Annotated in this window: 23 protein-coding genes; 6 read left to right on the top strand and 17 right to left on the bottom strand. The window is 71.2% G+C overall.

The window, feature by feature from the left end; all coding sequences use genetic code 11:
• Positions 1–383 precede the first annotated feature (383 nt).
• Together AC0ZLC_RS25230 and trhA are read left to right on the top strand one after the other, a co-directional pair.
• Entirely contained in the window at positions 384–716 is a 333-nt protein-coding gene (locus tag AC0ZLC_RS25230; protein WP_476754246.1) for a MerR family transcriptional regulator, read from the top strand.
• A 62-nt stretch (positions 717–778) separates the two neighbouring features.
• Entirely contained in the window at positions 779–1,582 is an 804-nt protein-coding gene (gene trhA, locus AC0ZLC_RS25225; RefSeq protein WP_476754245.1) for a PAQR family membrane homeostasis protein TrhA, read from the top strand.
• A gap of 54 nt (positions 1,583–1,636) precedes the next feature.
• Here the strand turns inward: trhA and AC0ZLC_RS25220 are convergent, their stop codons facing one another.
• Both AC0ZLC_RS25220 and ctaD read right to left on the bottom strand, forming a co-directional pair.
• Positions 1,637–1,996: a hypothetical protein gene (locus AC0ZLC_RS25220; protein WP_476754244.1), complete on the bottom strand. Its 360-nt coding sequence runs from the start codon at positions 1,994–1,996 to the stop codon at positions 1,637–1,639.
• 8 nt (positions 1,997–2,004) lie between these two features.
• Positions 2,005–3,717, bottom strand: coding sequence for an aa3-type cytochrome oxidase subunit I (gene ctaD / locus AC0ZLC_RS25215; RefSeq protein ID WP_476754243.1), 1,713 nt, complete (start codon positions 3,715–3,717; stop codon positions 2,005–2,007).
• A gap of 365 nt (positions 3,718–4,082) precedes the next feature.
• Here ctaD and AC0ZLC_RS25210 point away from each other — a divergent pair, with 365 nt between their 5' ends.
• Positions 4,083–4,436 (top strand): ANTAR domain-containing protein, encoded by a 354-nt coding sequence (locus AC0ZLC_RS25210; RefSeq protein ID WP_476754242.1) that lies wholly within the window; start codon positions 4,083–4,085, stop codon positions 4,434–4,436.
• A gap of 26 nt (positions 4,437–4,462) precedes the next feature.
• On the opposite strand, the gene AC0ZLC_RS25205 is transcribed toward AC0ZLC_RS25210, so the two are convergent.
• Positions 4,463–4,924, bottom strand: a complete 462-nt coding sequence (locus AC0ZLC_RS25205) for an ATP-binding protein (protein WP_476754241.1) — start codon at positions 4,922–4,924, stop codon at positions 4,463–4,465.
• A 241-nt stretch (positions 4,925–5,165) separates the two neighbouring features.
• Positions 5,166–5,531, bottom strand: a complete 366-nt coding sequence (locus tag AC0ZLC_RS25200) for an STAS domain-containing protein (protein WP_476754240.1) — start codon at positions 5,529–5,531, stop codon at positions 5,166–5,168.
• 245 nt (positions 5,532–5,776) lie between these two features.
• On the opposite strand from AC0ZLC_RS25200, the gene AC0ZLC_RS25195 reads away from it, so the two are divergent.
• Both AC0ZLC_RS25195 and AC0ZLC_RS25190 read left to right on the top strand, forming a co-directional pair.
• The gene (locus tag AC0ZLC_RS25195; protein ID WP_476754239.1) at positions 5,777–6,223 is read left to right on the top strand and encodes an ATP-binding protein; all 447 of its coding nucleotides are present in this window, start codon (positions 5,777–5,779) and stop codon (positions 6,221–6,223) included.
• 133 nt (positions 6,224–6,356) lie between these two features.
• A complete protein-coding gene (locus tag AC0ZLC_RS25190; protein WP_476754238.1) occupies positions 6,357–7,568 on the top strand; it encodes a PP2C family protein-serine/threonine phosphatase in 1,212 nt (403 codons plus the stop codon).
• Between the two features lies 1 nt (position 7,569).
• Here the strand turns inward: AC0ZLC_RS25190 and AC0ZLC_RS25185 are convergent, their stop codons facing one another.
• From AC0ZLC_RS25185 to AC0ZLC_RS25165, 5 genes are all read right to left on the bottom strand, one after another.
• A complete protein-coding gene (locus tag AC0ZLC_RS25185) occupies positions 7,570–8,484 on the bottom strand; it encodes an expansin EXLX1 family cellulose-binding protein (RefSeq protein WP_476754237.1) in 915 nt (304 codons plus the stop codon).
• Positions 8,485–8,852: 368 nt separating this feature from the next.
• Positions 8,853–10,364: a serine/threonine-protein kinase gene (locus tag AC0ZLC_RS25180; protein ID WP_476754236.1), complete on the bottom strand. Its 1,512-nt coding sequence runs from the start codon at positions 10,362–10,364 to the stop codon at positions 8,853–8,855.
• 189 nt (positions 10,365–10,553) lie between these two features.
• Positions 10,554–10,871: a LuxR C-terminal-related transcriptional regulator gene (locus AC0ZLC_RS25175; protein WP_476754235.1), complete on the bottom strand. Its 318-nt coding sequence runs from the start codon at positions 10,869–10,871 to the stop codon at positions 10,554–10,556.
• A 399-nt stretch (positions 10,872–11,270) separates the two neighbouring features.
• Positions 11,271–11,594 carry an AzlD domain-containing protein gene (locus AC0ZLC_RS25170; RefSeq protein WP_476754234.1) on the bottom strand — a complete coding sequence of 108 codons (324 nt, stop codon included), beginning with the start codon at positions 11,592–11,594 and terminating at the stop codon, positions 11,271–11,273.
• A complete protein-coding gene (locus AC0ZLC_RS25165; protein WP_476754233.1) occupies positions 11,591–12,289 on the bottom strand; it encodes an AzlC family ABC transporter permease in 699 nt (232 codons plus the stop codon). The genes AC0ZLC_RS25170 and AC0ZLC_RS25165 overlap by 4 nt, the downstream gene beginning before the upstream one ends.
• A 68-nt stretch (positions 12,290–12,357) precedes the next feature.
• Between AC0ZLC_RS25165 and AC0ZLC_RS25160 the strand changes: the two genes are divergently transcribed.
• Positions 12,358–12,930, top strand: a complete 573-nt coding sequence (locus tag AC0ZLC_RS25160) for a helix-turn-helix domain-containing protein (RefSeq protein WP_388789405.1) — start codon at positions 12,358–12,360, stop codon at positions 12,928–12,930.
• An 82-nt stretch (positions 12,931–13,012) separates the two neighbouring features.
• Here the strand turns inward: AC0ZLC_RS25160 and fabG are convergent, their stop codons facing one another.
• The 8 genes from fabG to AC0ZLC_RS25120 all read right to left on the bottom strand — a co-directional run bounded on the left by fabG (position 13,013) and on the right by AC0ZLC_RS25120 (position 21,283).
• A complete protein-coding gene (fabG, locus tag AC0ZLC_RS25155) occupies positions 13,013–13,732 on the bottom strand; it encodes a 3-oxoacyl-ACP reductase FabG (protein WP_476754232.1) in 720 nt (239 codons plus the stop codon).
• A gap of 62 nt (positions 13,733–13,794) precedes the next feature.
• Positions 13,795–14,877 carry a branched-chain amino acid aminotransferase gene (locus AC0ZLC_RS25150; protein WP_476754231.1) on the bottom strand — a complete coding sequence of 361 codons (1,083 nt, stop codon included), beginning with the start codon at positions 14,875–14,877 and terminating at the stop codon, positions 13,795–13,797.
• A 31-nt stretch (positions 14,878–14,908) separates the two neighbouring features.
• Positions 14,909–16,507, bottom strand: coding sequence for an acyl-CoA carboxylase subunit beta (locus AC0ZLC_RS25145; protein ID WP_476754230.1), 1,599 nt, complete (start codon positions 16,505–16,507; stop codon positions 14,909–14,911).
• A gap of 48 nt (positions 16,508–16,555) precedes the next feature.
• Positions 16,556–17,521, bottom strand: a complete 966-nt coding sequence (locus AC0ZLC_RS25140) for a fumarylacetoacetate hydrolase family protein (RefSeq protein ID WP_476754229.1) — start codon at positions 17,519–17,521, stop codon at positions 16,556–16,558.
• 1 nt (position 17,522) lies between these two features.
• On the bottom strand, positions 17,523–17,945 hold the full coding sequence (locus tag AC0ZLC_RS25135) for an acyl-CoA thioesterase (RefSeq protein WP_476754228.1): 423 nt from the start codon (positions 17,943–17,945) through the stop codon (positions 17,523–17,525).
• Positions 17,946–17,950: 5 nt separating this feature from the next.
• Positions 17,951–19,792, bottom strand: coding sequence for an acyl-CoA dehydrogenase family protein (locus tag AC0ZLC_RS25130; protein WP_476754227.1), 1,842 nt, complete (start codon positions 19,790–19,792; stop codon positions 17,951–17,953).
• 31 nt (positions 19,793–19,823) lie between these two features.
• Entirely contained in the window at positions 19,824–21,044 is a 1,221-nt protein-coding gene (locus AC0ZLC_RS25125; RefSeq protein ID WP_476754226.1) for a beta-ketoacyl-[acyl-carrier-protein] synthase family protein, read from the bottom strand.
• The gene (locus AC0ZLC_RS25120) at positions 21,044–21,283 is read right to left on the bottom strand and encodes an acyl carrier protein (RefSeq protein ID WP_476754225.1); all 240 of its coding nucleotides are present in this window, start codon (positions 21,281–21,283) and stop codon (positions 21,044–21,046) included. Before AC0ZLC_RS25120 ends, AC0ZLC_RS25125 begins: the two co-directional genes overlap by 1 nt.
• Positions 21,284–21,296: the final 13 nt, after the last annotated feature.

Below are 21,296 nucleotides of genomic sequence, written 5' to 3'. Positions count from 1 at the left end.
CTGCCGGAGAGTGGCGCTTCTTCCAGGCCACCAGCAGTTCGCAGGACAAGCAGTACGCAGTGCCAGTGGTTCGCAATACCAGCAGTACCAGCAGTGCGCAGTACCGGTTTTGGCAAGTGATTGATTCAGAGGGAAGAACGGAGGAGTTGAGCACCATCGGATCGCCCGGGCGCAAGACGTGGGCCCGGGTACCGCAGGACATCGACAGTGAGGTGGTCTCCGGTCACGCATTCGCGATCCCCGCATCCCCGTCCCGTACAGGGCGGCCGCGGACTCAGTAGGCCGGCGCAGCACTGAGGCCGGCAGATGGTGTAGCAGTTCCTTCGGGGCCTTGGTGCCAGTACGGCACCAAGGCCCCTCAACGTGCGCCCCAGAGAGGCGAGATGACAGCAGACGATTCATTCAGCCGTCTTGACGACGACGACTACCCCGCCTACACCATGGGCCGGGCCGCCGAGATACTCGGCACCACCCCCAACTTCCTGCGCGCCATCGGCGAAGCCCGCCTCATCACCCCGCTCCGCTCCGAAGGCGGCCACCGCCGCTACTCCCGCTACCAACTGCGTGTCGCCGCCCGCGCCCGGGAACTCGTCGACCAGGGGACTCCCATCGAGGCCGCCTGCCGCATCGTCATCCTCGAGGACCAGCTCGAGGAAGCCCAGCGACTCAACGCCGAACACCGCCGCACCGCATCCCGGCACACGGCCGTCCTCTGACCCGCGGCCCGCGGCAACGCGCCCGGCCGCTCTCGTCCGCCAACATTTCAGAATAAGAGCGCATGATCGCCGAAGACACTCAGCCGCCGGCACACGGACGGGAGTCCCCCGCCCGCCCCGGTACCACGCCCGACACCCTGCGCACCCCGGCGGTCGATGCGCCTTCCGGCACAGCCAGCCGGCCTGCCTCCGGGCAGCCGGCCGTCGGTCCGGAAGGCGGGGTGGAGCGCGCGGCGGCCGCGCTGAAGCCGAGGATGCGCGGCTGGCTGCACGCCGGGGTGTTCCCCCTCGCGCTGGTCGGCGGCATCGTCCTGATCGCCGTCTCACGTTCGGCCGCGGCAGTGGCGGCCTGCTCGGTGTACGCGGTGTCGGCCTGCCTGCTGTTCGGCACCAGTGCGGTCTACCACCGCGGAACATGGGGTCCGCGCGGGGAAGCGGTCCTGCGGCGGATGGACCACGCGAACATCTTCCTGATCATCGCCGGCACCTACACCCCGCTGGCAGTACTGCTGCTGCCCGCGGGCCGGCAACTGGTGCTGCTGACCGTGGTGTGGGCGGGCGCCCTGGCGGGCATCGCCTTCCGCATCCTGTGGATCGGCGCTCCCCGGTGGCTGTACACCCCTTGCTACATCGCCCTGGGCTGGGTGGCCGTCTTCAACCTGCCCGACTTCGCGCGCACCGGCGGCACCGCGGTCGTCGTCCTCGTCATCACCGGCGGCCTGCTCTACACCGCGGGCGCCGTCGTCTACGGACTCAAGCGCCCCGACCCCTCACCGGCCTGGTTCGGCTTCCACGAGGTCTTCCACGCCCTGACCATCGCCGCCTTCGCCGCGCACTACACCGCCATCGTCCTGGCAGCCGCGTGACCACGTCCGGCGCGGCGCGCACCGGACCCCCGGGCGCGTCGTTCCGGCGGTGTGTCAGCGGGTGAACAGCGGTGCCAGGACGCCGATCCCGCTGGTGCAGGCCACGACGGCGGCAGCGCATACGGCATGGCGTCTGAGGAGGCTGCGGCGCAGGGCCGCGTAGCGCTCCTCGTACTCCTGCCGTAGTTGGCCGGCCCGCTCGACGGTGTCCTGGAGAAGCCGGCGGGTGAGGTCGACGCGCTGGTGGAGGTAGTGGCGTGTGACGTCTTCGGCCTGGGCGCCGGTCAGCCACGGCATGCGCGCGCAGAGGTCCTCGGCCTCGCGGCGTGCCTGGTCCTGGTGGCTGCGGACCAGGAGGTAGCCCTCGATCGTGTTCGCCAGATCGCTTCGGTCGTCCTTGGGCACCTTGCGCATGCCGTGTCTCACCCCGGTTCACCCTTGTGCCCGTCCGGCTCGACGGCGTCGCGCTTGCCGGCGTTCGCATGGTGTTCGATCTCGGCGAGCTCGGGGTGGTTCAGGTCGAAGGCCGGGGACTCGGAGCGGATCCGGGGCAGGGTGACGAAGTTGTGACGCGGCGGCGGGCAGGAGGTCGCCCACTCCAGGGAACGTCCGAAACCCCAGGGATCGTCCACGTCGATGCGCTTGCCGGACTGGGCGGTCTTCCACACGTTGTACAGGAAGGGCAGGGTGGACAGGCCCAGCAGGAACGCGCCGATGGAGGAGATCGTGTTCAGAGCGGTGAAGCCGTCGGCCGCCAGATAGTCGGCGTACCGGCGCGGCATGCCCTCGGCACCCAGCCAGTGCTGCACCAGGAACGTGGTGTGGAAACCGACGAACAGGGTCCAGAAGTGGATCTTCTCCAGACGGTGGTCGAGCATGGTGCCGGTCATCTTCGGCCACCAGAAGCTGAACCCGCCGAACATCGCGAAGACGATCGTGCCGAAGAGGACGTAGTGGAAGTGGGCGACCACGAAGTAGGAGTCCGTCACATGCCAGTCCAGCGGCGGCGAGCCGAGGATGACGCCGGTCAGGCCGCCGAAGAGGAACGTGACGAGGAACCCGGCGGCCCACAGCATGGGTGGCTCGAAGGACAGTGAGCCCTTCCACATGGTGCCGATCCAGTTGAAGAACTTCACGCCGGTGGGGACGGCGATGAGGTAGGTCATGAAGGCGAAGAACGGCAGCAGGACCGCTCCGGTGGCGAACATGTGGTGGGCCCAGACGGTGACCGACAGCCCGGAGATGGCGATCGTGGCGCCGACCAGACCCATGTAGCCGAAGATCGGCTTGCGGGCGAAGACGGGGATGATCTCGGTGATCACGCCGAAGAAGGGCAGCGCGAGGATGTACACCTCGGGGTGGCCGAAGAACCAGAACAGGTGCTGCCACAGGATGGCCCCGCCGTTCTCGGGGTCGAAGACGTGGGCGCCGAACTTGCGGTCCGCCTCCAGCGCGAACAGGGCCGCCGCCAGAACGGGGAAGGCGAACAGGACGAGCACCGAGGTCAGCAGCACGTTCCAGGTGAAGATCGGCATGCGGAACATGGTCATCCCGGGCGCGCGCATGCAGATGATCGTGGTGATGAAGTTGACCGCGCCCAGGATCGTGCCGAAGCCGGCCAGCGCCAGCCCCATGACCCACAGGTCACCGCCGACGTAGGGGCTGCGCTCTCCGCCGCTGAGCGGGGTGTACGCGGTCCAGCCGTAGTCGGCGGCACCCTGGGGGGTGAGGAAGCTGGACATGACGATCAGCCCGCCGAAGGCGAAGAACCAGTAGGAGAGCATGTTCAGCCGCGGGAAGGCGACATCGGGGGAGCCGATCTGCAAGGGCATGATCGCGTTGGCGAACCCGGCGAAGGTCGGGGTGGCGAACAGCAGCAGCATGATCGTGCCGTGCATGGTGAAGGACTGGTTGTACTGCTCCGAGGACAGGATCTGCAGTCCCGGCCGGGCCAGTTCGGCCCTGATCAGCATCGCCAGCGCGCCGCCGATCAGGAAGAACGCGAACGAGGTGATCAGGTAGAGGTGACCGATCTTCTTGTGATCGGTCGTGGTCAGCCAGGAGACGATCACCCGGCCGCGGCTGCGGCGCTCGGCCGCCGGGACGGGCGCAACGGGTTCGGTAAGGGTCGCCATCAGATCCTTCAATCGGCACGACCGGTGCAGTGGGGGTGGGCCGGTGGAGCACCTGCCCCACTGGCGTCGGACGGGCAGTGCGTAACCAACTCCCGGGAAATTACTCCTGTTGAATCGTCACCACCGCCTGGCATCGGCGTTTTTGGGCCGAATGGCTGATCCATCCATCCCGGGGCGGGACCTGAGCGCGCCCGGCCGGCAGTTCCCCGCGCACGGATCCCTCACCCGCAGCCGGCGGCGGGCACCGCGGTCACACGGCTTCCCCCTGCGCCCGCATGTGATCTCCGTGCCGCACAGAGGGAGTCTTGGCGTCCCGCCGGGCGGGCAGGCGTACGGGAGACCTCGCCCTTGTCTGGAGACCCGTCATGACCACCTCCCGCGAACGGCAGCTTCAGGCCGACGGCACGCGTGACACGGCGATCGCCCGCCTGGAGGCGGAGAACGCCCAACTGCGGCACGCCGTCGCCTCGCACGCGGTGGTCGACCAGGCCATCGGCGTCCTGACCGCCGTGTACCGGTTCCGGCCGGCGGCCGGGTTCGAGATCCTGCGCGAAATCTCCCAGCGCACCAACACCAAGCTGCACACGATCGCCGAGGCGGTGATCCACTGGGCGCTGGGCGAACCCCTCCCGGGACGGATGGAGCAGGGCCTGGAGACAGCCGTGCGGCGGCGCGCCTGCCGGCCGGACGCGCAGTCCGGGCGGTCGGACCGCCACTGACCGCGGACAGGGCGCGAATCAGGCGCTCAGCGCCCGGCCGGGGGCTCGGTGAGGGCCAGGACGGCGGTGGTGCGTTTGCCCCCGGACGTCGGCCGCACGTCGTAGTGCGCGCAGACGGCCAGGACGATCTCCAGCCCGTGTCGTCCTGTGCGGCTGGGGTCCGGCGCGTGAGCCGTGGGCAGGGTGGGGGCGGTGTCCCAGACGGTGATCTCCAGGCTGTGCCGGAGGTGGCGCAGATCCAGGCGCAGCGGGCCGGGGGCGTACCGGCAGGCATTGGTGACCAGCTCGCTGACCACCAGCTGCACCGTCCCGACCGCTCGCCGCGTGAGCGGAGTCTGCTGCTCGGTGTGGATGCGGTGGAGGTAGGCGGTCGCGAAACGGCGCGCGGCACCGATGCACGACGTGGCCCCGTCGTAGGCTGCGCAGGCGGGCGGTGCCGGTTCCACCGGGGAAGGTGCGGGCGGTCCGTTGTATAAGGTCTGGTCCATCAGGTCCGCCTTGCGTCATGTACGTCACGTGCCGGGTCCGCATGGGTACCCCGGACGAGCGCCTCCCCTCAGCTCCGTCCCAGTCTTCACCGCAGAGACAGAGGCACAGCACAGTGTGGGCGGATGGTGAGACTACCGGGGAGCGGTCGGCCGGGCTCGAGCGCTGCGCCCCCGATCAGCAGGCCCCCGGGCGGAGTTCGGGCAGCCGGCCTGCCGCCGGCGGGAGCGGGCGGGCCGCGGGTCAGGCGGCCAGCGCCTGCTCGACGGTGGGGTGGCAGGGGATGACGTCGTCGAGGCCGACGATCTGCAGGACCCGCAGCACGAACCCGTGGGCGCCGGCGATGCGCAGCCATCCCCGGGCGCCGGTCGCCCGCCGGTGCGCGGCGACGATGACGTTGATGCCGCTGGAGTCCATGAAGGTCACGCCGCTGAGGTCCACCACGGTCCGAAGCGGCACCCGCTCGTCACCGGCGAGCAGGGCCAGGCTGAGGACGTCCTGCACGTCGTGGTCCACTTCGCCGTGCAGAGCCACGACCTGGATGCCGTCGACCTCGCGGTGCGTGACGGACAGCCGGTCCGGCCGTTCTTCTTTCGGGGTGTTGGTCACTGGCTCCTCGACTGCGTTCCGGGCCTGCCCGCGGTCGGGCGTGCGCTGCGTTCCGGGCCTGCCCGGGGGGTCGGGCGTGCGCGGATGATTCTGCCCCAACACGCCCGCAGGATGCCCCGGGCGGACCTGTGGAGAATGCCGGAGTGGCCTGTGTGGTGTATGCATCGGCATGGCGGGTACCGGTGCGCACATGAGCGGCAAATGAGGACGACGGCTGCGGGAGTCACGCCTATGGGGACGGCCGTATGACGCCCGGCACCTACCTGATGGACGCCGGCTATGCCCTGGGCGAGGACGACGGCTGTATCGCCGACGCCCGCCACCACGCCGCCGCCTTCCTCGAACAGGCCCGCACGGAGCACCACCTGACCGTGTCGGCGCGCGCGGTGGACCTGACCCAGCTGGTGGTCAGCGAGCTGGTCACCAACGCCCGCAAGTACGCCCCCGGTCCCGTCCTGCTGGAGCTGCGCCTCACCGCGGCCGCCGTGGACGTCGTGGTGCGGGACGGCGACCCCACGGTTCCCGCCGCCCGCGCCCCGGATCCCGGCCGGATCGGCCAGCACGGACTGGAGATCGTCAAGGCGGTCGCCATGAGCCTCCACGTCGAGCGGGAGCCGGCCGGCAAGCGCATCACGGCCCGTATCGCCCTGTCCGACACCCCCGGCGGCACCACCGCTCACAGCCCGGCCTGACGAGCCTCGGGGCCAGCTCCCTCTGCCACGGCATGCGGTCTCCCCCTGCCGAGGGAGCGGCCGGTGGACCACGTCCGCAGTCGTGCCCCGTGCGTCAGGGGGAAGGAGAGTGTGTGACCCAAGGGAGGCGACTGTGGAGCGCGATCGGATGGCACTGGCCGAGGTACTGGCGGAGGCGGAGAACGCCGCGCCGGTACGTTCCCTCGACGCAGTGGCGCGTCACCTGCGCGAACGGCTCGGCGCACGCTACGTGTCATTCCTGTTCGTCGACGTCGTCGGCCGACGCCTGCTGCGGGTCCACGACATGGGACAGACCCGGCAGGAGCGCCATGCCGAACAGGTCCCCCTGGCCGGCAGCAGCGTCTACGACGACGTCCTGCGCACCCAGAAACTGATGAAGGCACCGCAGGGCGAGCAGGACGAGGAGGGCTGGCGGGTGCTCGCCCCGGTCACCAACCGCGGCGACGTCGTCGGTGTCCTCGAACTCTTCCTCACCCACGTCACACCGGATGTGCTGCGGCAGGTGGAAGAGGCCGCGCACGCGCTGGCGTACATCATCGTCACCGACCGCCGCTTCACCGACCTCTACCACTGGGGCAACCGCACCACCACGGTCCGCCTGGCCGCGGAGATCCAGCGCCAGCTGCTGCCCTCGGCGCCTTCCTGCGAGGCCGCAGAGTTCGCTCTCGCCGGCGCCCTGGTCCCGGCCTCCGACATCGCAGGCGACACCTACGACTACAGCCTCGACCAGGACGCCGTGCACCTGTCCGTCACCGACGCCATGGGGCACGACGTCGACGCCTCCCTCATGGCGACCCTCCTGGTCAACGCCTCCCGCGGCGCCCGCCGCGCCGGGACCGACCTTGCCGAGCAGGCCCGCCAGATCCATCAGGCCCTCCTCGACCACGGCAGACGCACCTTCGCCACCGGCCAGTTGCTGCGCATCGCCCTGGACGGGACCAGCGCGCAGCTCGTCAACGCCGGGCATCCCGGGCCGCTGCGGCTGCGCGACGGCGCGGTCGAGGAACTGCGCCTGACGGTGAACCTGCCCTTCGGCGTCGTGGGGCAGGGCCCCTACCAGGTGCAGGATCTCGACCTGCGCCCCGGTGACCGCCTCGTGCTCTACACCGACGGCATGCAAGAACGCCAGGCGCGGACCGTCGACCTGCCCGGTCTCATGCGCAAGACCGCGGCCGAACACCCGCGGGAGGTCGTACGCACTCTGGTCGCCGCGGTCTCCGACGCCTGCGACGGTTATGTGAAGGACGACGCCACCGTCCTGTGCCTGGACTGGCACGGTCCCCAGCCCGAAGGGCGCCGCGCGAACGCCGGAGCCGACACCTGACTCAGTGCCTCGCGAACTGCACGCGCGTCGGCTGCACGGCTTCCGGCCGCAGGGCGATCCCGTCGACGGTCAGTCGTTCTCCGTAGATGTCGGTGATCCGGATCGCGCTGCCGCACCCGCTGCCGTCGGGGGAGAGGAAGTAGTTGTAGTCGGTGCGGGCGAGCCGGCGCCAGCCGTTGCCGGTGCGGACCTCCAGCCGGGCGAGCGGGTTGCGGTGGCCGATCGCCTGGATGCCGCACCAGTAGGGGCTGGAGCCGGTCTTGTAGCGGATGGAGATCGGGCCGGCACTGCCGGGGCTCAGGAGGCTCCAGGTGATCGCGATCCGGCCGGTGGAGGGGGCGGCCAGTTTGGCGAAGGCCTGTTCGCTGAGGTCGAGTTGGCCGGGTGCGCAGGGCAGGGGGCATTCGTTGGTGATCCGGACCGTGACGGAGGCCCCGTTCGCCGCGCGGACGAGCACGTGTGCCCCGCAGGCCTTGGACGTCTCGTAGTCGGCGGTGTTCATGGCCGCGATCATCATGTCGGCGCTCGGCCCGTACGAGCAGGCGCCGTCCCCGGTCCCGGCCCGGTAGACCGTGGCGACCCCTCGGTAGGTGACCTCGGGCCGGATCCGTCCGGCCGGCACTGACGCGGCGGGAGCCCTTTGGGGGGCCGCCGACGTCCGCGCCTTCGAGGGGGTCGCCGACGACCGCGCCTTCGAGCGGGTTCTGGAAGCCTTCGGGACGGTCGTGGAGGGCGTGCTGCTCGGCGAGGCGCCGGACGGCTCGGGCGTCGGCGGTCCCGGTGGGAGGCTGCCCCGGGAGACGGCGGCGGACACCGCCGTGTCCCGCCCGGCATCGGCCTTGCCGCCCGACCGCACGGCCACCACCACCCAGACCAGCACGCCCACCACGGCCAACGCCGCAGTGATGCCCTTCATCAGCCCGCGCCTCCGCTTGCGGTGCCGCGCAGCCAACCGTGTTTCCTGCATGTCCGTCCATTCCGAAGAGCGAAGGAAGTGTTGCGCTCTTCAGTGGCCGCCGCAGGCACAAAGGTTGCCGCCGATCGGTTTTTGCCCGGCGCCGCCGGCCGGCCCGGTCCACCGAACGGCAGCTGTGGCGAGCGGCCACCGGCCCACTCGAAGAAGCGGCGCACATGCGTGGCCCCCACCCGGCCGGAGACCTGCACACGGCCACCGACCCGGACGGCACCTCCTTTGGTGCCGGCACGTCCAGGTGCGGGTGACCGCCGTCGCCCCGCCGTCATGGGCCGGCGGTCGGCGGCCACCCGCTGAGTGTCCTGCACGCTTCAGGACGGGGCTCCCAGGGCCTGGGCGATGAAGCGGGCCTCGTTCTTCTTGAGATTCAGGGCGACCGCGATCCTGGGGCCGGTTATCTTCTCCAGAATGGCGGGGCTGGCCAGCAGGCGGTTCGAGTCCCGGATGACGAGGGCCAGTTCGTCGTGCGGCCGGGGCTGTCCCGCCACCTTCCCGGTGAGGCGGGAGAAGGCGGTCCGGTCGCCGTCGGTCAGGGTGACTTCCACGGTCCACCCGTCCAGGCCGTTCTCCGACTGGTAGAAGGCCCTGACGTTCTTGAACCGCCGTACCGTGAGCCCCTGTTCGGCGGCCGTGACCACGCAGGTCTGGCGGTCGTCCGACGTGAAGGACCGTCCCTCGGGGAAGTCCGAGGGGCACACGCCGGGCGACTCGCTCAGTACCGGCAGGATGCCGACGGGACCGTCCGGTTCCCCCGCGGCTCCGGCCTCCCCGGCCCAGGGACGCAGAACGAGCAGAGCGCCGAGGGCGAGTGCGGCGGCCGCCCCGCCGACCGCCGGCAGCAGGTGTCTCGGGCGCCGGGCCGCCGCGGTGGTGCCCTGCGCCGTGGTCAGGCGCGCGGTCGGCCGCGGCGGCCGGCCGTCAGCGTTCGGCCCCACCCGGCGTCGTGCCTCCCGTACCGCGTGCGAACGCTGCGTTCGGTGGCGCTCGATGGCTTCGGCCCAGTTCCCCGGCAGCCAGTCCTCGCCGTTTCTGGCACCGGGCCGTTCTTCCAGCCGCTCCTGGGCGCGTGCCACGATCTGCTCGGGTGTGGGCCGGGCGGCGGCGTCGAATCGCAGGCAGGGGAGGATGAGCGCCTGCAGGTCACCGGCCAGTCCCGTGACGTCGAGTTCACCCGCAGCGGTGCGCACGAGCTGCTCCAGCGCCGATCCGGCTCCGCCGTCACGGTAGGGCGCACGGCCCACGGCGAGGTGGAACAGCGTCGCCCCCAGGGAGAACACGTCGGACGCCGCGGTGGTCGGCTCACCCCGTGCCTGTTCGGGCGAGGCGTACGCCACCGTGCCCAGCGCCACCTGCGTGCGGGTGACGTCGTGGGCCTGTGAGATGCCGAAGTCGATGACGCGCGGACCCTCCATCGGCAGCAGCACGTTGGACGGCTTGATGTCCCGGTGCACCAATCCGGCCGCATGGATGCTGAGGAGGGCCTCCGCCATGCCGGCGGCTATCCAGTGCAGCGCGCCTGCTCCGAGTACTCCGCAGTCCTCGACCAGGTCACGCAGCGACGGGGCGGGAATGTACTCCGTCGCCATCCACGGCACCGCGGCCTCGGCGGCAGCCTCGATCACGCTCGCCGTGTAGACGCCGCGCACCCGCTGAGCGATCCGCGCCTCGCGGGCGAACCTCCGCCGGTCGTCGGCCGAGTCGGCCAGCAGGGTCTTCACCGCGACGACGCGGCCCCCGGGGGAACGTGCGAGAAGGACGCGTCCCATGCCTCCGCTGGCCAGCTCCTCCAGGACGACATACGGGCCGAACCGCTCCACCGGCATTCCCCCGTCCCCCTGCCCATCGAACTCCGAGCCGCGGGAGGCACAGTCACCGGCCCGGCAGCTGGATCCACCCGACAGATCGTAACCCGGCTGTGCCGGGCGGCACTTGGCCCCCTGCGGGCCGCCGGCCATGAGGTCTCCCCATGCCGGGAGGCACAGGCCCGGTGTCCCGGCGTCATGGTGGCAGGCTCAGGCTCCGCCGCCCCTGCTGAGGGTCTCGTAGGCGAAGGCGGCGATCCCCGCCTGTAACCGGGACTCCACGTCGAGCTTCGCCAGGATCTGCGCGACATGGGCCTTGGCGGTGCGCTCGGTGATGGCGAGCTGCGTCGAGATGGTCCGGTTCGACGCCCCCTTCGCCAGCAGGTGGAACACCTCCAGTTCGCGCTCGGAGAGCAGCGGGACCCGGCGCACCACCGTGTCCCAGGTGTGGTCGCGGTGCAGGACCGGGCGCTCCGTGGGTATGCGGGTCTTCCGGCCGGGGGAGCTGAGAGTGTCGGTGATGCGCATCGTGCTCGGGTACTCCTGCTTCAAGTACGGGGGTGGAGCGAGACGACGGCGGTCGGCCGGTCGCGGCTTGGCGGAATACGGAGAAAGTCTCTCAGTTTACCCCCGGAAACCGGCAGCTTCTTTTGGCCGCTCTGTCGGCCGAATATCAGCCGACCCACCGGAAGATTTGGGGAAGGCGAAATTCGGGATACGTTTATCGGAGCCCTGCACGGGGTTAATCCCGGCGGGCAGCGTACTAGCGGCCGATATTGGCGGGCAATCCATACTTCACTATGTGAGATGCGAGGCCTGAGCGCGCCGCAAAGGTCTGCGAAAAGCCGTTTGTCGCGTTGTGTGTGCGGTACGAAATATTCCGGCTGTGCGGCCGCCTTCCGTCATTTTCCGGCCGTCGTTTTCCGGTCAGCGCATTCCGGCGAGCCGGAGCAGGGCGGCCGTGCCGGCGGCGGCGAGCACGACGAGGAGGAACGGGGCCCTGCGCCAGGCGAGTACGCCGCCCACCGCCACGCCGATCGGGCGGGCCAGGCCCGCGAATTCGTGTCCGTCGGTGAGCGCGGCCGTGGCCGTCAGGGCCGCGAGCAGGACGACGGCGGAGGCCTCCAGCAGTTTCTCCGCCCGCTGGGGGAAGGTGATCCGGGCCCGCAGGGCCGGGCCGGCGAGCCGGAGCAGGAAGGTGCCTCCCGCGAGGGCCAGCATCGCGAGGAGCGCCGGGACGGTGTTCTTCATCGGTCGGCTCCTCGGTCGGCTTCCTTCGTCGCCGCGGTGACGGTGAAGAGCGGCAGGGCGGCCAGGGCGACCAGGACCGGGAGTCCGGCCGGCAGGAAGGCGGTGGACGCCAGTGCCAGGACCACGCCGGCCAGGGAGGTCTGCCGCAACTCGCGCTGTTTCAGGGCGGGCAGGATCAGCGCCAGGATCACCGCGGGGAACATGGCGTCCAGGCCGAGGGCGTCGGTGTCGGGGACGACGCTGCCCAGCAGGGCGCCCAGTGCGGCCCCGGCCGGCCAGCAGATCAGGATGCCGAGCCCGCAGGCCCAGTACGCGGCCCGTTTGCGCGGGAGTCCGTCCTGGGCGATGGCGAAGACGACCGTCTCGTCGTTCATCAGGTGCGTGCCGAGCAGCCCCTTCCAGCCGCGGCCGAGGACGTCGGGTACGGCCAGGCCGAACGGCACGTGCCGGGCGTTGACCAGAAGTCCGGCCAGCAGGGCGGCGACCGGGCTGCCGCCGGCGGCGATGATCCCGACGAACAGGAACTCGGAGGACGCGGCGAGGACGAGTGCGCCCATGAGGACCGGGAACCACCAGGCGAAGCCCGAGGTGACCGCGATGGCGCCGTACGACACACCGATGACGCCCACCGCGAGGCAGACGAGCGAGATGTCACGCCATTGGGTACGGTCGAGGGTTCTCCATAACGAACGCATGGTGTTTATAATGAACGGCACAAAGGTGTTCGTCAAGGCGAACAATTGACCATTGGAGCGAACGTCTCGTGTCCGAAGCCGACCTCCTGCTCAAGCCGCCCCTCGACGTGATCGCCGCCTCCCTGCGCGCGGAGCGCGTCCGGGCCGGGCTCTCCCTCACCGAGGTGTCCCGCCGCGCCGGACTCGCCAAGTCCACGCTCTCCCAGCTCGAATCGGGCGCGGGCAACCCCAGCCTGGAGACCCTCTGGGCGCTCTGCGTCGTCCTGGAGATCCCCTTCTCCCGGCTGCTGGGCGCCACCTCCCGGCCCCCGGTCCAGGTGATCCGGGCGGGCCAGGGCCCGGCCGTGGTCTCGGCCGAGGCCCACTACCGGGCCACCCTGCTGGCCGCCTCCCCGCCCGGCGCCCGCCGGGACGTCTACCGCATCGCCGCCGAACCCGGTCCGCAGCGTTCGTCCGCACCGCACACGCCGGGGGTGGTGGAACACGTGGTGATCGGCACGGGCCGGGCGCTGGTCGGGACCGCGCAGGAACCGGTGGAACTCCTGCCGGGCGACTACATCAGCTACCCGGCCGACGTCCCGCACGTGTTCCAGGCGCTGGAGAGCGGCACCACCGCGGTACTGGTCTCCGAGCACCCTTGATCCGGCCCCCGGCCCCCGGCCCCCGGCCCCCTGGCCCGAGCACTCCTGATTCGGACCCGGGCCCGGGGACCGTACGGCGGGCTCAGTGCCCCATGCCGAGGCCGCCGTCCACCGGGACGACGGCCCCGGTGATGTACCCGGCTTCCGCGGAGGCGAGGAAGCGCACGGTGGCGGCGATCTCCTGCGGCTCCGCGCTGCGCGCCAGCGGCACCCTGCCGAGGAACGCGGCGCGCTGTTTCTCGCTCAGCGCCCTGGTCATGTCCGTCTCCACGAAACCGGGCGCCACCAGATTGCAGGTGATCCCGCGCGAGCCCAGTTCGCGGGCGATCGAGCGGGCGAAGCCGACCAGAGCGGCCTTGGAGGCCGCGTAGTTGGCCTGTCCCGCCGCGCCGAGCAGGCCCACCACGGAGGAGATCAGGACGATCCGGCCCCGGCGGGCCGCCACCATGTCGGCGGCGGCGTGCCGGACGATCCGGAACGCCCCCATCACGTTGGTGTCCAGGACCGCGGCGAAGTCCTCCTCGGTCATCCGCATGACCAGCTGGTCCCGCGTGATGCCCGCGTTGGCCACGAGCACCTCGACCGGGCCGTGTGCCTCCTCGACCTCCCGGTAGGCCTTCTCGACCTGCGCGGAGTCGGTGACGTCGCACCGTACGGCGAGGCAGCCGAGCCGCAGCGCGGCCTCCGGCGGCTCTCCGGAGCGGTAGGTCAGCGCGACCTTGTCGCCCGCTTCGGCGAACGCGAGGGCAACGGCGAGGCCGATGCCCCGGTTTCCTCCGGTGACCAGGACGGAACGGCTCATCGGTTCAGCGCACCTTTGCTCGGATCATCTCTGATGTGTCGGGAGGGGAGTCGCACCGCGGATCAGGCGATCTTGTGGACCCAGCCGAACGGGTCGGGCCGCTCGCCGGACTGGATCCCGGACAGCTCCGCACGCAGCCGGGCGGTGACCGGGCCGGGTTCGCCGCCGCCGATCGTCCAGCCGCCGTCCTTGCTCCTGACCTCGCCGACCGGGGTGATCATGGAGGAGGTGCCGCAGGAGAACACCTCGGTGAGCCGGCCCGACTCGGCGTCGGCCCGCCAGTCCGCCACGCTGATCCGCCCCTCCTCGGCCGTGTAGCCCAGTTCGCCGGCCAGCGCGAGGACGGAGTCCCGGGTGACGCCGGACAGCAGCGAGCCGGACAGCTCCGGGGTGACCAGCCGGTCGCCGTAGACGAAGAACATGTTGCTGGTCCCCATCTCCTCGACCTGGCGGTGCTCGGCGGAGTCCAGCCAGACCACCTGGTCACAGCCCATCTCCTGGGCCTGCGCCTGGGCGACCAGGGTTCCGGCGTAGTTGCCGCCGCACTTGGCCTCGCCGGTGCCGCCGGGGGCGGCGCGGGTGTAGTCCTCGCAGAGCCAGACCGTCAGCGGCCTGGCCCCGGCCTTGAAGTACGCGGCGGCCGGGGAGGCGATCACCATGAAGCGGTAGGCGTTGGACGGGCCGTAGAAGCCGATCGTGCGCTGCGTGGCGATCATGAAGGGGCGCAGGTAGAGGCTGTGGCCCGGCTGCTCGGGCACCCAGTCCCGGTCGGTGGTGACCAGGAGTTCCAGGGCCTCGACGAAGGTCGCCTCGGGCAGCGGGGGCATGGCCATGCGCTCGCAGGAGCGGTTGAGGCGGGCGGCGTTGGCGTACGGGCGGAAGGTGACCACCGATCCGTCGGGGCGCCGGTAGGCCTTGAGCCCCTCGAAGACCTCCTGGCCGTAGTGGAACACCTGGGCGGAAGGATCGAGGACGAGCGGTGCGTACGGCGTGATCCGGGCGTCGTACCAGCCGCGCTCCACGCCCCAGTCGATGCTGATCATGTGGTCGCTGAACACGTCGCCGAACGCGGGTGCCTCAAGCACCCGGGCGCGCTCCGCGTCGGCGAGCCGCTCGGCCGGCTCGGTGGTGAAGGTGATGGTCATGAGAACGCTCCGGGACGGTGGAAGTGGCCGGTCACAGGGGGGTGTTGGCGTGCTTGCGGGACGGCTGCTCGGAGTTCTTGGTCCGCAGCATCCAAAAGGCACGGATGAGCGTCGCACGGGTCCCGGCGGGGTCGATCACGTCATCGACGAGGCCGCGTTCGGCCGCGTAGTAGGGGTGCATCAGCTCGGCCCTGTAGTCCTTGACCATCGCGGCCCGGGTGGCCTGCGGATCGTCCGCCTCGGCGATCTGCCGCCGGAAGATGACATTGGCGGCGCCCTCGGCGCCCATCACGGCGATCTCGTTGGTGGGCCAGGCGTAGGAGAGGTCGCAGCCGATGGAGCGGGAGTCCATGACGATGTACGCGCCGCCGTAGGCCTTGCGCAGGATCACCTGCACCCGGGGGACCGTGGCCTCGCAGTAGGCGTACAGCAGTTTGGCGCCGTGCCGGATCACCCCGCCGTGCTCCTGGCCCACGCCGGGCAGGAAGCCGGGCACGTCGACCAGGGACAGCAGCGGAATGCTGAAGGCATCGCACATCCGGACGAAGCGGGCCGCCTTCTCGCTCGCGCGGATGTCCAGGACACCGGCCAGGACGACGGGCTGGTTGGCGACGATGCCCACGACCTGCCCGCCGAGCCGGGCCAGCCCGCACAGGATGTTGGGCGCCCAGCGCTCGTGGACCTCCAGGAAGTCCCCGTGGTCGACGAGTTCCCCGATCACGTGACGCATGTCGTACGGGAGCTTGCCCTCGGCCGGCACGAGCGTCAGCAGGGCCTCGCCGCGCCGGTCCGCCGGGTCCGACTGCGGAGCGGCGGGCGGCAGTTCGGCGTTGCTGGAGGGGAGCAGCGAGATCAGGTAGCGGACTTCGGCCAGGCAGCTCGGTTCGTCGTCGTGGACGAAGTGGGCCACGCCGGACAGTTCCGCGTGCACGTCGGCGCCGCCGAGGCCGTCCTGGCTGACCTCTTCGCCGGTGACCGCCCTGACCACGTCCGGGCCCGTGATGAACATCTGGGAGGTGCCCCGGACCATGAACACGAAGTCGGTCAGGGCGGGGGAGTAGGCGGCGCCGCCCGCGCACGGGCCGAGCATCACCGAGATCTGCGGGATGACGCCCGAGGCCCGTACGTTGCGCTGGAAGATCCCGCCGTACCCGGCCAGCGCCGAGACGCCCTCCTGGATGCGGGCGCCCGCGCCGTCGTTCAGGGACACCAGGGGCGCCCCGGCCGCGATGGCCATGTCCATGATCTTGTGGATCTTGCCGGCGTGAGCCTCGCCGAGCGCCCCGCCGAAGATCCGGAAGTCGTGCGCGTAGACGAAGACGGTGCGGCCCTCGACCGTGCCCCAGCCGGTGATCACGCCGTCCGTGTGCGGCCTGCGGTCCTCCATGCCGAAGCCGACCGAGCGGTGCCGGCGCAGCTGCTCGACCTCGTTGAACGAGCCGGGGTCCAGGAGCAGGTCGATCCGCTCCCGTGCGGTCAGCTTGCCCTTGGCGTGCTGGGCCGCGGTGGCCCGCTCGCCGGGCCCGCGGCGGGCCAGCTCCTTGATGGCGTGCAGCTCGGCCACCCGCCCGTGGGAGTCGGGGGCCGGGGCCGGCGTCTTCGCCGGGGCGGTCTTCTGCGGGGCGGGCATCTCTTGTCGTTCCCCTTCCGGAGCCGGTACGGCAATGTGCGGTGACGATCAGAGTGCCGCTGACCCGCCGGCGGCCGGTGGGCGCGGCACCGGCCGCCGGCTGACTCCCGGCGCCGGGCCGCGCGGCGACGCCGCCCGGGCCGGCGCAGCGGGCCGCACGGCCTGGCGGCAGTGCTGGCGGTGCGCGCCCAGACCCGCGACCTCGGCCTCGACCAGATCGCCGGGGCGCAGGTAGGGCTGGTCGGGGCGGCCGAGCGCGACCCCGCCCGGGGAGCCGGTGAGGATCACGTCCCCGGGGTGCAGCACCATGAACTGGCTGAGGTACCAGACCAGATGGGCCACGTCGAAAACCATGTCGGCGGTGGAGGCGTCCTGCATGACCCGGCCGTTGACCGTGCAGCTCAGCCGCAGGTCCTGCGGGTCGGGCACCTCGTCGGGTGTGACCAGGAAGGGCCCCAGCGGGCTGAAGGACTCGAAGGACTTGCCCTTGACCCACTGACCGCCGCGCTCCAGCAGCCAGCGCCGCTCGGACACGTCGTTGCCCGTGGCGAAGCCCGCGACGTGGGCCGGGGCGGCCGCCCGGTCGGGCAGGTACTGGGCACGCCGTCCGATGACGACCGCCAGCTCGACCTCCCAGTCGGTCCTCTCGCCGCCCGGGGGCAGCAGGAGGGCGTCGTTCGGACCGACCAGCGTCATCGGGGCCTTGCTGGAGACGATCGGCTCGTCCGGCAGCTCGAGACCGGCCTCGGCGGCGTGCGCACGGTAGTTGAGGCCGATCGACAGCAGGTGCCCGCCCGGCCGGACGGGCGGGCCGACCCGCTCGGCGGCCGGGTCGGCCACCGGCAGCGTGCCGGCCTCCCGCACCAGCCGGGCGTCCAGCTCGCGCAGCACGTCCGGGTCCAGGCTCTCGCCCGTCCAGTCCGCGACCCAGGACGACAGGTCGCGGACCACTCCACCGGGGCCGACCGCGCACGGCCGTTCCCCGCCCTGCGGGCCGATCCGGAGCAGGCGCATGTCAGCGTGCCGACCCGGTCTCTTCGAGGTACTTCTCGAAGAAGCCGGTCTCCGCGTCCGTGAGCCGACGGGGGCGGCCCGCCCGGTAGTCGAACGGGGCCATCGTGGTGGAGGCGGTGGCGTAGACGAGGTCGCCGTCCCGCACCGCGTAGTCGACGGTCACCGTCGCCGACTGGAGGTCCGAGACCCACATCTCGATGTCGACCGGCTCGTGGCGGTGGACGAGCTGACGCCGGTAGCGGATCTGGTGGGAGACGACCACCGAGCCGTCCCGGAAGAACGCGTCACCCTCGGTCGGGGCCATCCGGAAGATGAAGTCGACCCGGGCCTCCTCCAGGTAGCGCACGAAGGAGACGTTGTTGACGATCCCGTAGATGTCCATGTCGGACCAGCGGATCGGGCAGGGATAGGTGTGCCGTGTCATGGTGATCAGTTCCCGGTGGTCGGCTGGGCGCCGGCGGGACCGAACGCTCCGGTCCGCTGCTGGAAGGCGCTCACGTAGTCGTCCGCGGCGATCGGGGCGCGCAGCAGTTCGGGCGACAGGTTGAAACCGCCGATCAGCGTCTGCGCGTACGGCCGGATCAGGGCGCACAGGGCGTCCAGGACCTGCGGCAGCTCCTCGACCTGCCCGGCCGTGAACACCCCGCGGGCCAGGTACCAGCCCGCGTCGCGCTGCACCTCGGTGAGCGCGTACAGCGAGGCGAGCAGGCCGAGCGCGGTCCGTGCCTCCTCGGTCTCGGCGCCCCCGGCCGCTTCGGTGAAGCACTCGAGTGCCGTACGCACGCCCCGCACCCGGGCCATGGTCAGCCCGGTGTTCATCGTGTCGTTCCAGGCCTCGAGGTAGGTACGCTCACGGGACTCGTCCGCCATGGCGGCACGGGCGGCCCCGAGCAGCTCCCGCTCCCGGTGGCGCAGGGCCGCCAGCAGGAACGCGGTGTCGCGCAGATCGCGCCCGGCGGGGTCGGGTGCCTCGGACGGTACCTCCTCCTCGGCCTGGCTCTGGGCGATGATCTGGCCGGCCGTGGTGGCGAGCAGGACCTGGTTGTCGCCCTCCGCGGTCACCAGGCCCTGCAGCAGCGAGCCGTAGTCCGCGATCCGGTTGGCGCTGAAGATGCCCTGGGCCCCGCAGCGCTCCCGGCAGACCGCGATGACCTCGGTCATCTCCCAGGTGGAGAGGGCCTTGGTGATCGAGATCAGGTGGTTCAGCTCGGCCGGCACGGCAGCCGGGGCCGCCACGAACTCCCGCTTGGCGTGGTTGAGCAGCAGGGTCATCGCGTAGACCTTGGACAGCGCGGTGAACAGGGCCAGCTGGTGGCTCCGGTACTCGATCACCGGAAGGTCGTTGCGGCCGGGGGCGTTCGTGAGCCGCTGCGCCGCGAAGCGCAGCGCGATGTACACGCCGGCCCGGCCCGCGCCGACCGCCGAGCTGGAGACGCACAGGCGCCCGGGCAGGATCCGGCTCATGGCGCGCAGGAACCGCTTGCGCTGGTTGCCCGAGGTGGGGCGGAAGGTGCCGTTCTCGTCGAAGCCGCCCATGTCGCCGTGGAGCAGGTTGCGGCGCGGGACGCGGACGTGGTCGAACCAGGTGACGCCGTTGTCCAGGCCCTGGACGGGCTTCTCCGGGCAGGGAGCCGCGTGGACCCCCTCGTGCAGGCGGGTGCCGTCGCTGATCGGAACGAGGAAGGGGTAGACGCCGTGGTCCCTGCCGTCCGCCTTCAGCCGCGCCATGACGACGGCGAGTTTGGGGACGTCCTGGAACCCGCTGTAGGACATGTGCTTCTGGGCCAGCGCGTCCGGGGTGTTCAGGACGAAGGTCTGGGAGGCGGCGTCGTAGACCGCCTCGGTGCGCATGGCGGCCACGTTGTTGCCGTAGCCCAGCTCGGTGGCCATGTACGGGCTGAACGAGTCCAGCCGGTCCAGCTCGTCGACGAGGTCCTTGAGTTCGGGCCGGTCGCCGTGCTCGACGACCGTGCCGAAGCTGAGGTTGTAGTGGACCATCAGGAGCGAGAACGTGGACACGTCGACCAGCGACGGCCACTCGGCCAGGGCGAACAGCCGCCAGGGGTCCTTGAGAATCTCCGTGGGCCGCTCCAGTCCGGCGTGCACCACCCGCGACCGTTCGTAGGCGAGCTTCCCGGCCTCGTTCATCGTGAGGCCCTCACGGGGATCGAAGACCGGGTCGAGCAGCAGCTCGCTGATGTCCTTGTGCGCCTGCTCGTACCTGCCGTCGAAGAGCAGCCTGGCCAGGTCGGCGGTGGCGGCCGGGTTCATCTGGGAGGTCCTTTCACGGTTCTGGTGCGGTTCACGAGGAGATCAGCAGGGCGGCGTTCTGGCCGCCGAACCCGAAGGAGTTGCTCAGGGCGATGTCCACCGGGCCCAGCCGCGGCGCGCCGTGCACGACGTCGACGTCCACCCGCGGGTCGACCTCGGTGAGCGAGGCCGTCGGCGGGATCACGCCGTGGTGCACCGCGAGCGCCGCGTACGCCGCCTCGATGGAGCCCGCCGCGCCGAGCGGGTGCCCGGTGACCCCCTTGGTGGAGCTGACCTTGGCGTCCGAGCCGATCACCCGGCGGATCACCCCGGCCTCGATCACGTCGTTGAGGGGGGTGGAGGTGCCGTGGGCGTTGACGTAGTCCACGTCGCGGCCGGTCAGGCCCGCGTCGGCGAGCGCCGCCCGGACCGCCAGCTCCGCGCCCCTGCCCTCCGGATGCGGGGACGTCACGTGGTGGGCGTCGGCCGAGGCGCCGTACCCGATCACGCGGGCCAGGGTCTGGGCGCCGCGGGCCCGGGCGTGCTCCTCCGACTCCATGACCACGATCCCCGCGCCCTCGCCCAGTACGAACCCGTCGCGGGTCGCGTCGAAGGGACGGGAGGCCGTCGCCGGGTCGTCCAGGCGCCTGGACAGTGCCCGCATCCGGGCGAAGGAGGACACGTAGAGCGGGGTGATCGGAGCCTCGGCGCCGCCCGCGATCACGATGTCGGCCAGCCCGGAGCGGAGCAGCTCCCGGCCGAGGCCGATCGCGCTGGCTCCGGCTGCGCACGCGGTGCATGGCGCCAGGCAGGGGCCGTTGGCCCCGATGTCGATGGCGACCTGCCCGGCCGCCATGTTCAGCAGCCCCATCGGCAGGGTCATCGGGGAGACCTCGTCGGGTCCTTCCTCGATCAGGACCCGGTGCTGCTCCTCCAGCGTCGCGGTGCCGCCGGCCCCCGAACCGACGATGACGGCCACCCGTGCGCTGTCCGCCCACTCCCCGGCCACGAGACCGGCCTGGGCGAGGGCCTCGCGCGTCGCGGCGATGGCGAACTGGGAGTAGCGGTCGAACTGCCAGGCGCCGCGCAGCCCGAGCCGCCGGGGCGAGAAGTCGGGCACCCGGCAGGCCATGGTCACCGGCAGGCCGGCCAGGTCGTCGTGGTGGGCGGCGGTGGGCCGTCCGTCGACCACGCGCTCCCAGTTCTCCTTGACCCCGATGCCCGCGGGGGTGATCAGCCCGATACCGGTGACGGGAGCCGTGAAGCCGCTCATCAGACGGCGGCGGGCTTCTGCTCGATGAGGGCGATGATGTCCGAGACGGTCTCCACCTCGGACAGCTCGGCGTCGGTGATGACGACGCCGAGGCGCTTCTTCAGCGCGGTCGCCAGCTCGATCTGGGACAGCGAGTCGAGACCGAGGTCGTCGAAGGTCGCTTCCGGGACGACGCTTTCGGCGTCGAGATCGAAGCGGGAGACGAAGACCTCGACGACGGATTCCTGAACGGTGCTCATGGTGTGTCTCCTG

This window comes from Streptomyces sp. GLSS-08, from assembly GCF_056387915.1.
The sequence above is the reverse complement of the archived record's forward strand: the minus strand, read 5'-3'. Positions and strand labels throughout refer to the sequence as shown.

What these genes read in the sequence shown, in the direction of transcription:
- AC0ZLC_RS25230 (WP_476754246.1), top strand. Translation starts at nt 384, where the DNA reads ATGACAGCAGACGATTCATTCAGCCGTCTTGACGACGACGACTACCCC.
- trhA (WP_476754245.1), top strand. Translation starts at nt 779, where the DNA reads ATGATCGCCGAAGACACTCAGCCGCCGGCACACGGACGGGAGTCCCCC.
- AC0ZLC_RS25220 (WP_476754244.1), bottom strand. Translation starts at nt 1,996, where the DNA reads ATGCGCAAGGTGCCCAAGGACGACCGAAGCGATCTGGCGAACACGATC.
- ctaD (WP_476754243.1), bottom strand. Translation starts at nt 3,717, where the DNA reads ATGGCGACCCTTACCGAACCCGTTGCGCCCGTCCCGGCGGCCGAGCGC.
- AC0ZLC_RS25210 (WP_476754242.1), top strand. Translation starts at nt 4,083, where the DNA reads ATGACCACCTCCCGCGAACGGCAGCTTCAGGCCGACGGCACGCGTGAC.
- AC0ZLC_RS25205 (WP_476754241.1), bottom strand. Translation starts at nt 4,924, where the DNA reads ATGGACCAGACCTTATACAACGGACCGCCCGCACCTTCCCCGGTGGAA.
- AC0ZLC_RS25195 (WP_476754239.1), top strand. Translation starts at nt 5,777, where the DNA reads ATGACGCCCGGCACCTACCTGATGGACGCCGGCTATGCCCTGGGCGAG.
- AC0ZLC_RS25185 (WP_476754237.1), bottom strand. Translation starts at nt 8,484, where the DNA reads ATGAAGGGCATCACTGCGGCGTTGGCCGTGGTGGGCGTGCTGGTCTGG.
- AC0ZLC_RS25180 (WP_476754236.1), bottom strand. Translation starts at nt 10,364, where the DNA reads ATGCCGGTGGAGCGGTTCGGCCCGTATGTCGTCCTGGAGGAGCTGGCC.
- AC0ZLC_RS25175 (WP_476754235.1), bottom strand. Translation starts at nt 10,871, where the DNA reads ATGCGCATCACCGACACTCTCAGCTCCCCCGGCCGGAAGACCCGCATA.
- AC0ZLC_RS25170 (WP_476754234.1), bottom strand. Translation starts at nt 11,594, where the DNA reads ATGAAGAACACCGTCCCGGCGCTCCTCGCGATGCTGGCCCTCGCGGGA.
- AC0ZLC_RS25165 (WP_476754233.1), bottom strand. Translation starts at nt 12,289, where the DNA reads ATGCGTTCGTTATGGAGAACCCTCGACCGTACCCAATGGCGTGACATC.
- fabG (WP_476754232.1), bottom strand. Translation starts at nt 13,732, where the DNA reads ATGAGCCGTTCCGTCCTGGTCACCGGAGGAAACCGGGGCATCGGCCTC.
- AC0ZLC_RS25150 (WP_476754231.1), bottom strand. Translation starts at nt 14,877, where the DNA reads ATGACCATCACCTTCACCACCGAGCCGGCCGAGCGGCTCGCCGACGCG.
- AC0ZLC_RS25145 (WP_476754230.1), bottom strand. Translation starts at nt 16,507, where the DNA reads ATGCCCGCCCCGCAGAAGACCGCCCCGGCGAAGACGCCGGCCCCGGCC.
- AC0ZLC_RS25140 (WP_476754229.1), bottom strand. Translation starts at nt 17,521, where the DNA reads ATGCGCCTGCTCCGGATCGGCCCGCAGGGCGGGGAACGGCCGTGCGCG.
- AC0ZLC_RS25135 (WP_476754228.1), bottom strand. Translation starts at nt 17,945, where the DNA reads ATGACACGGCACACCTATCCCTGCCCGATCCGCTGGTCCGACATGGAC.
- AC0ZLC_RS25130 (WP_476754227.1), bottom strand. Translation starts at nt 19,792, where the DNA reads ATGAACCCGGCCGCCACCGCCGACCTGGCCAGGCTGCTCTTCGACGGC.
- AC0ZLC_RS25125 (WP_476754226.1), bottom strand. Translation starts at nt 21,044, where the DNA reads ATGAGCGGCTTCACGGCTCCCGTCACCGGTATCGGGCTGATCACCCCC.
- AC0ZLC_RS25120 (WP_476754225.1), bottom strand. Translation starts at nt 21,283, where the DNA reads ATGAGCACCGTTCAGGAATCCGTCGTCGAGGTCTTCGTCTCCCGCTTC.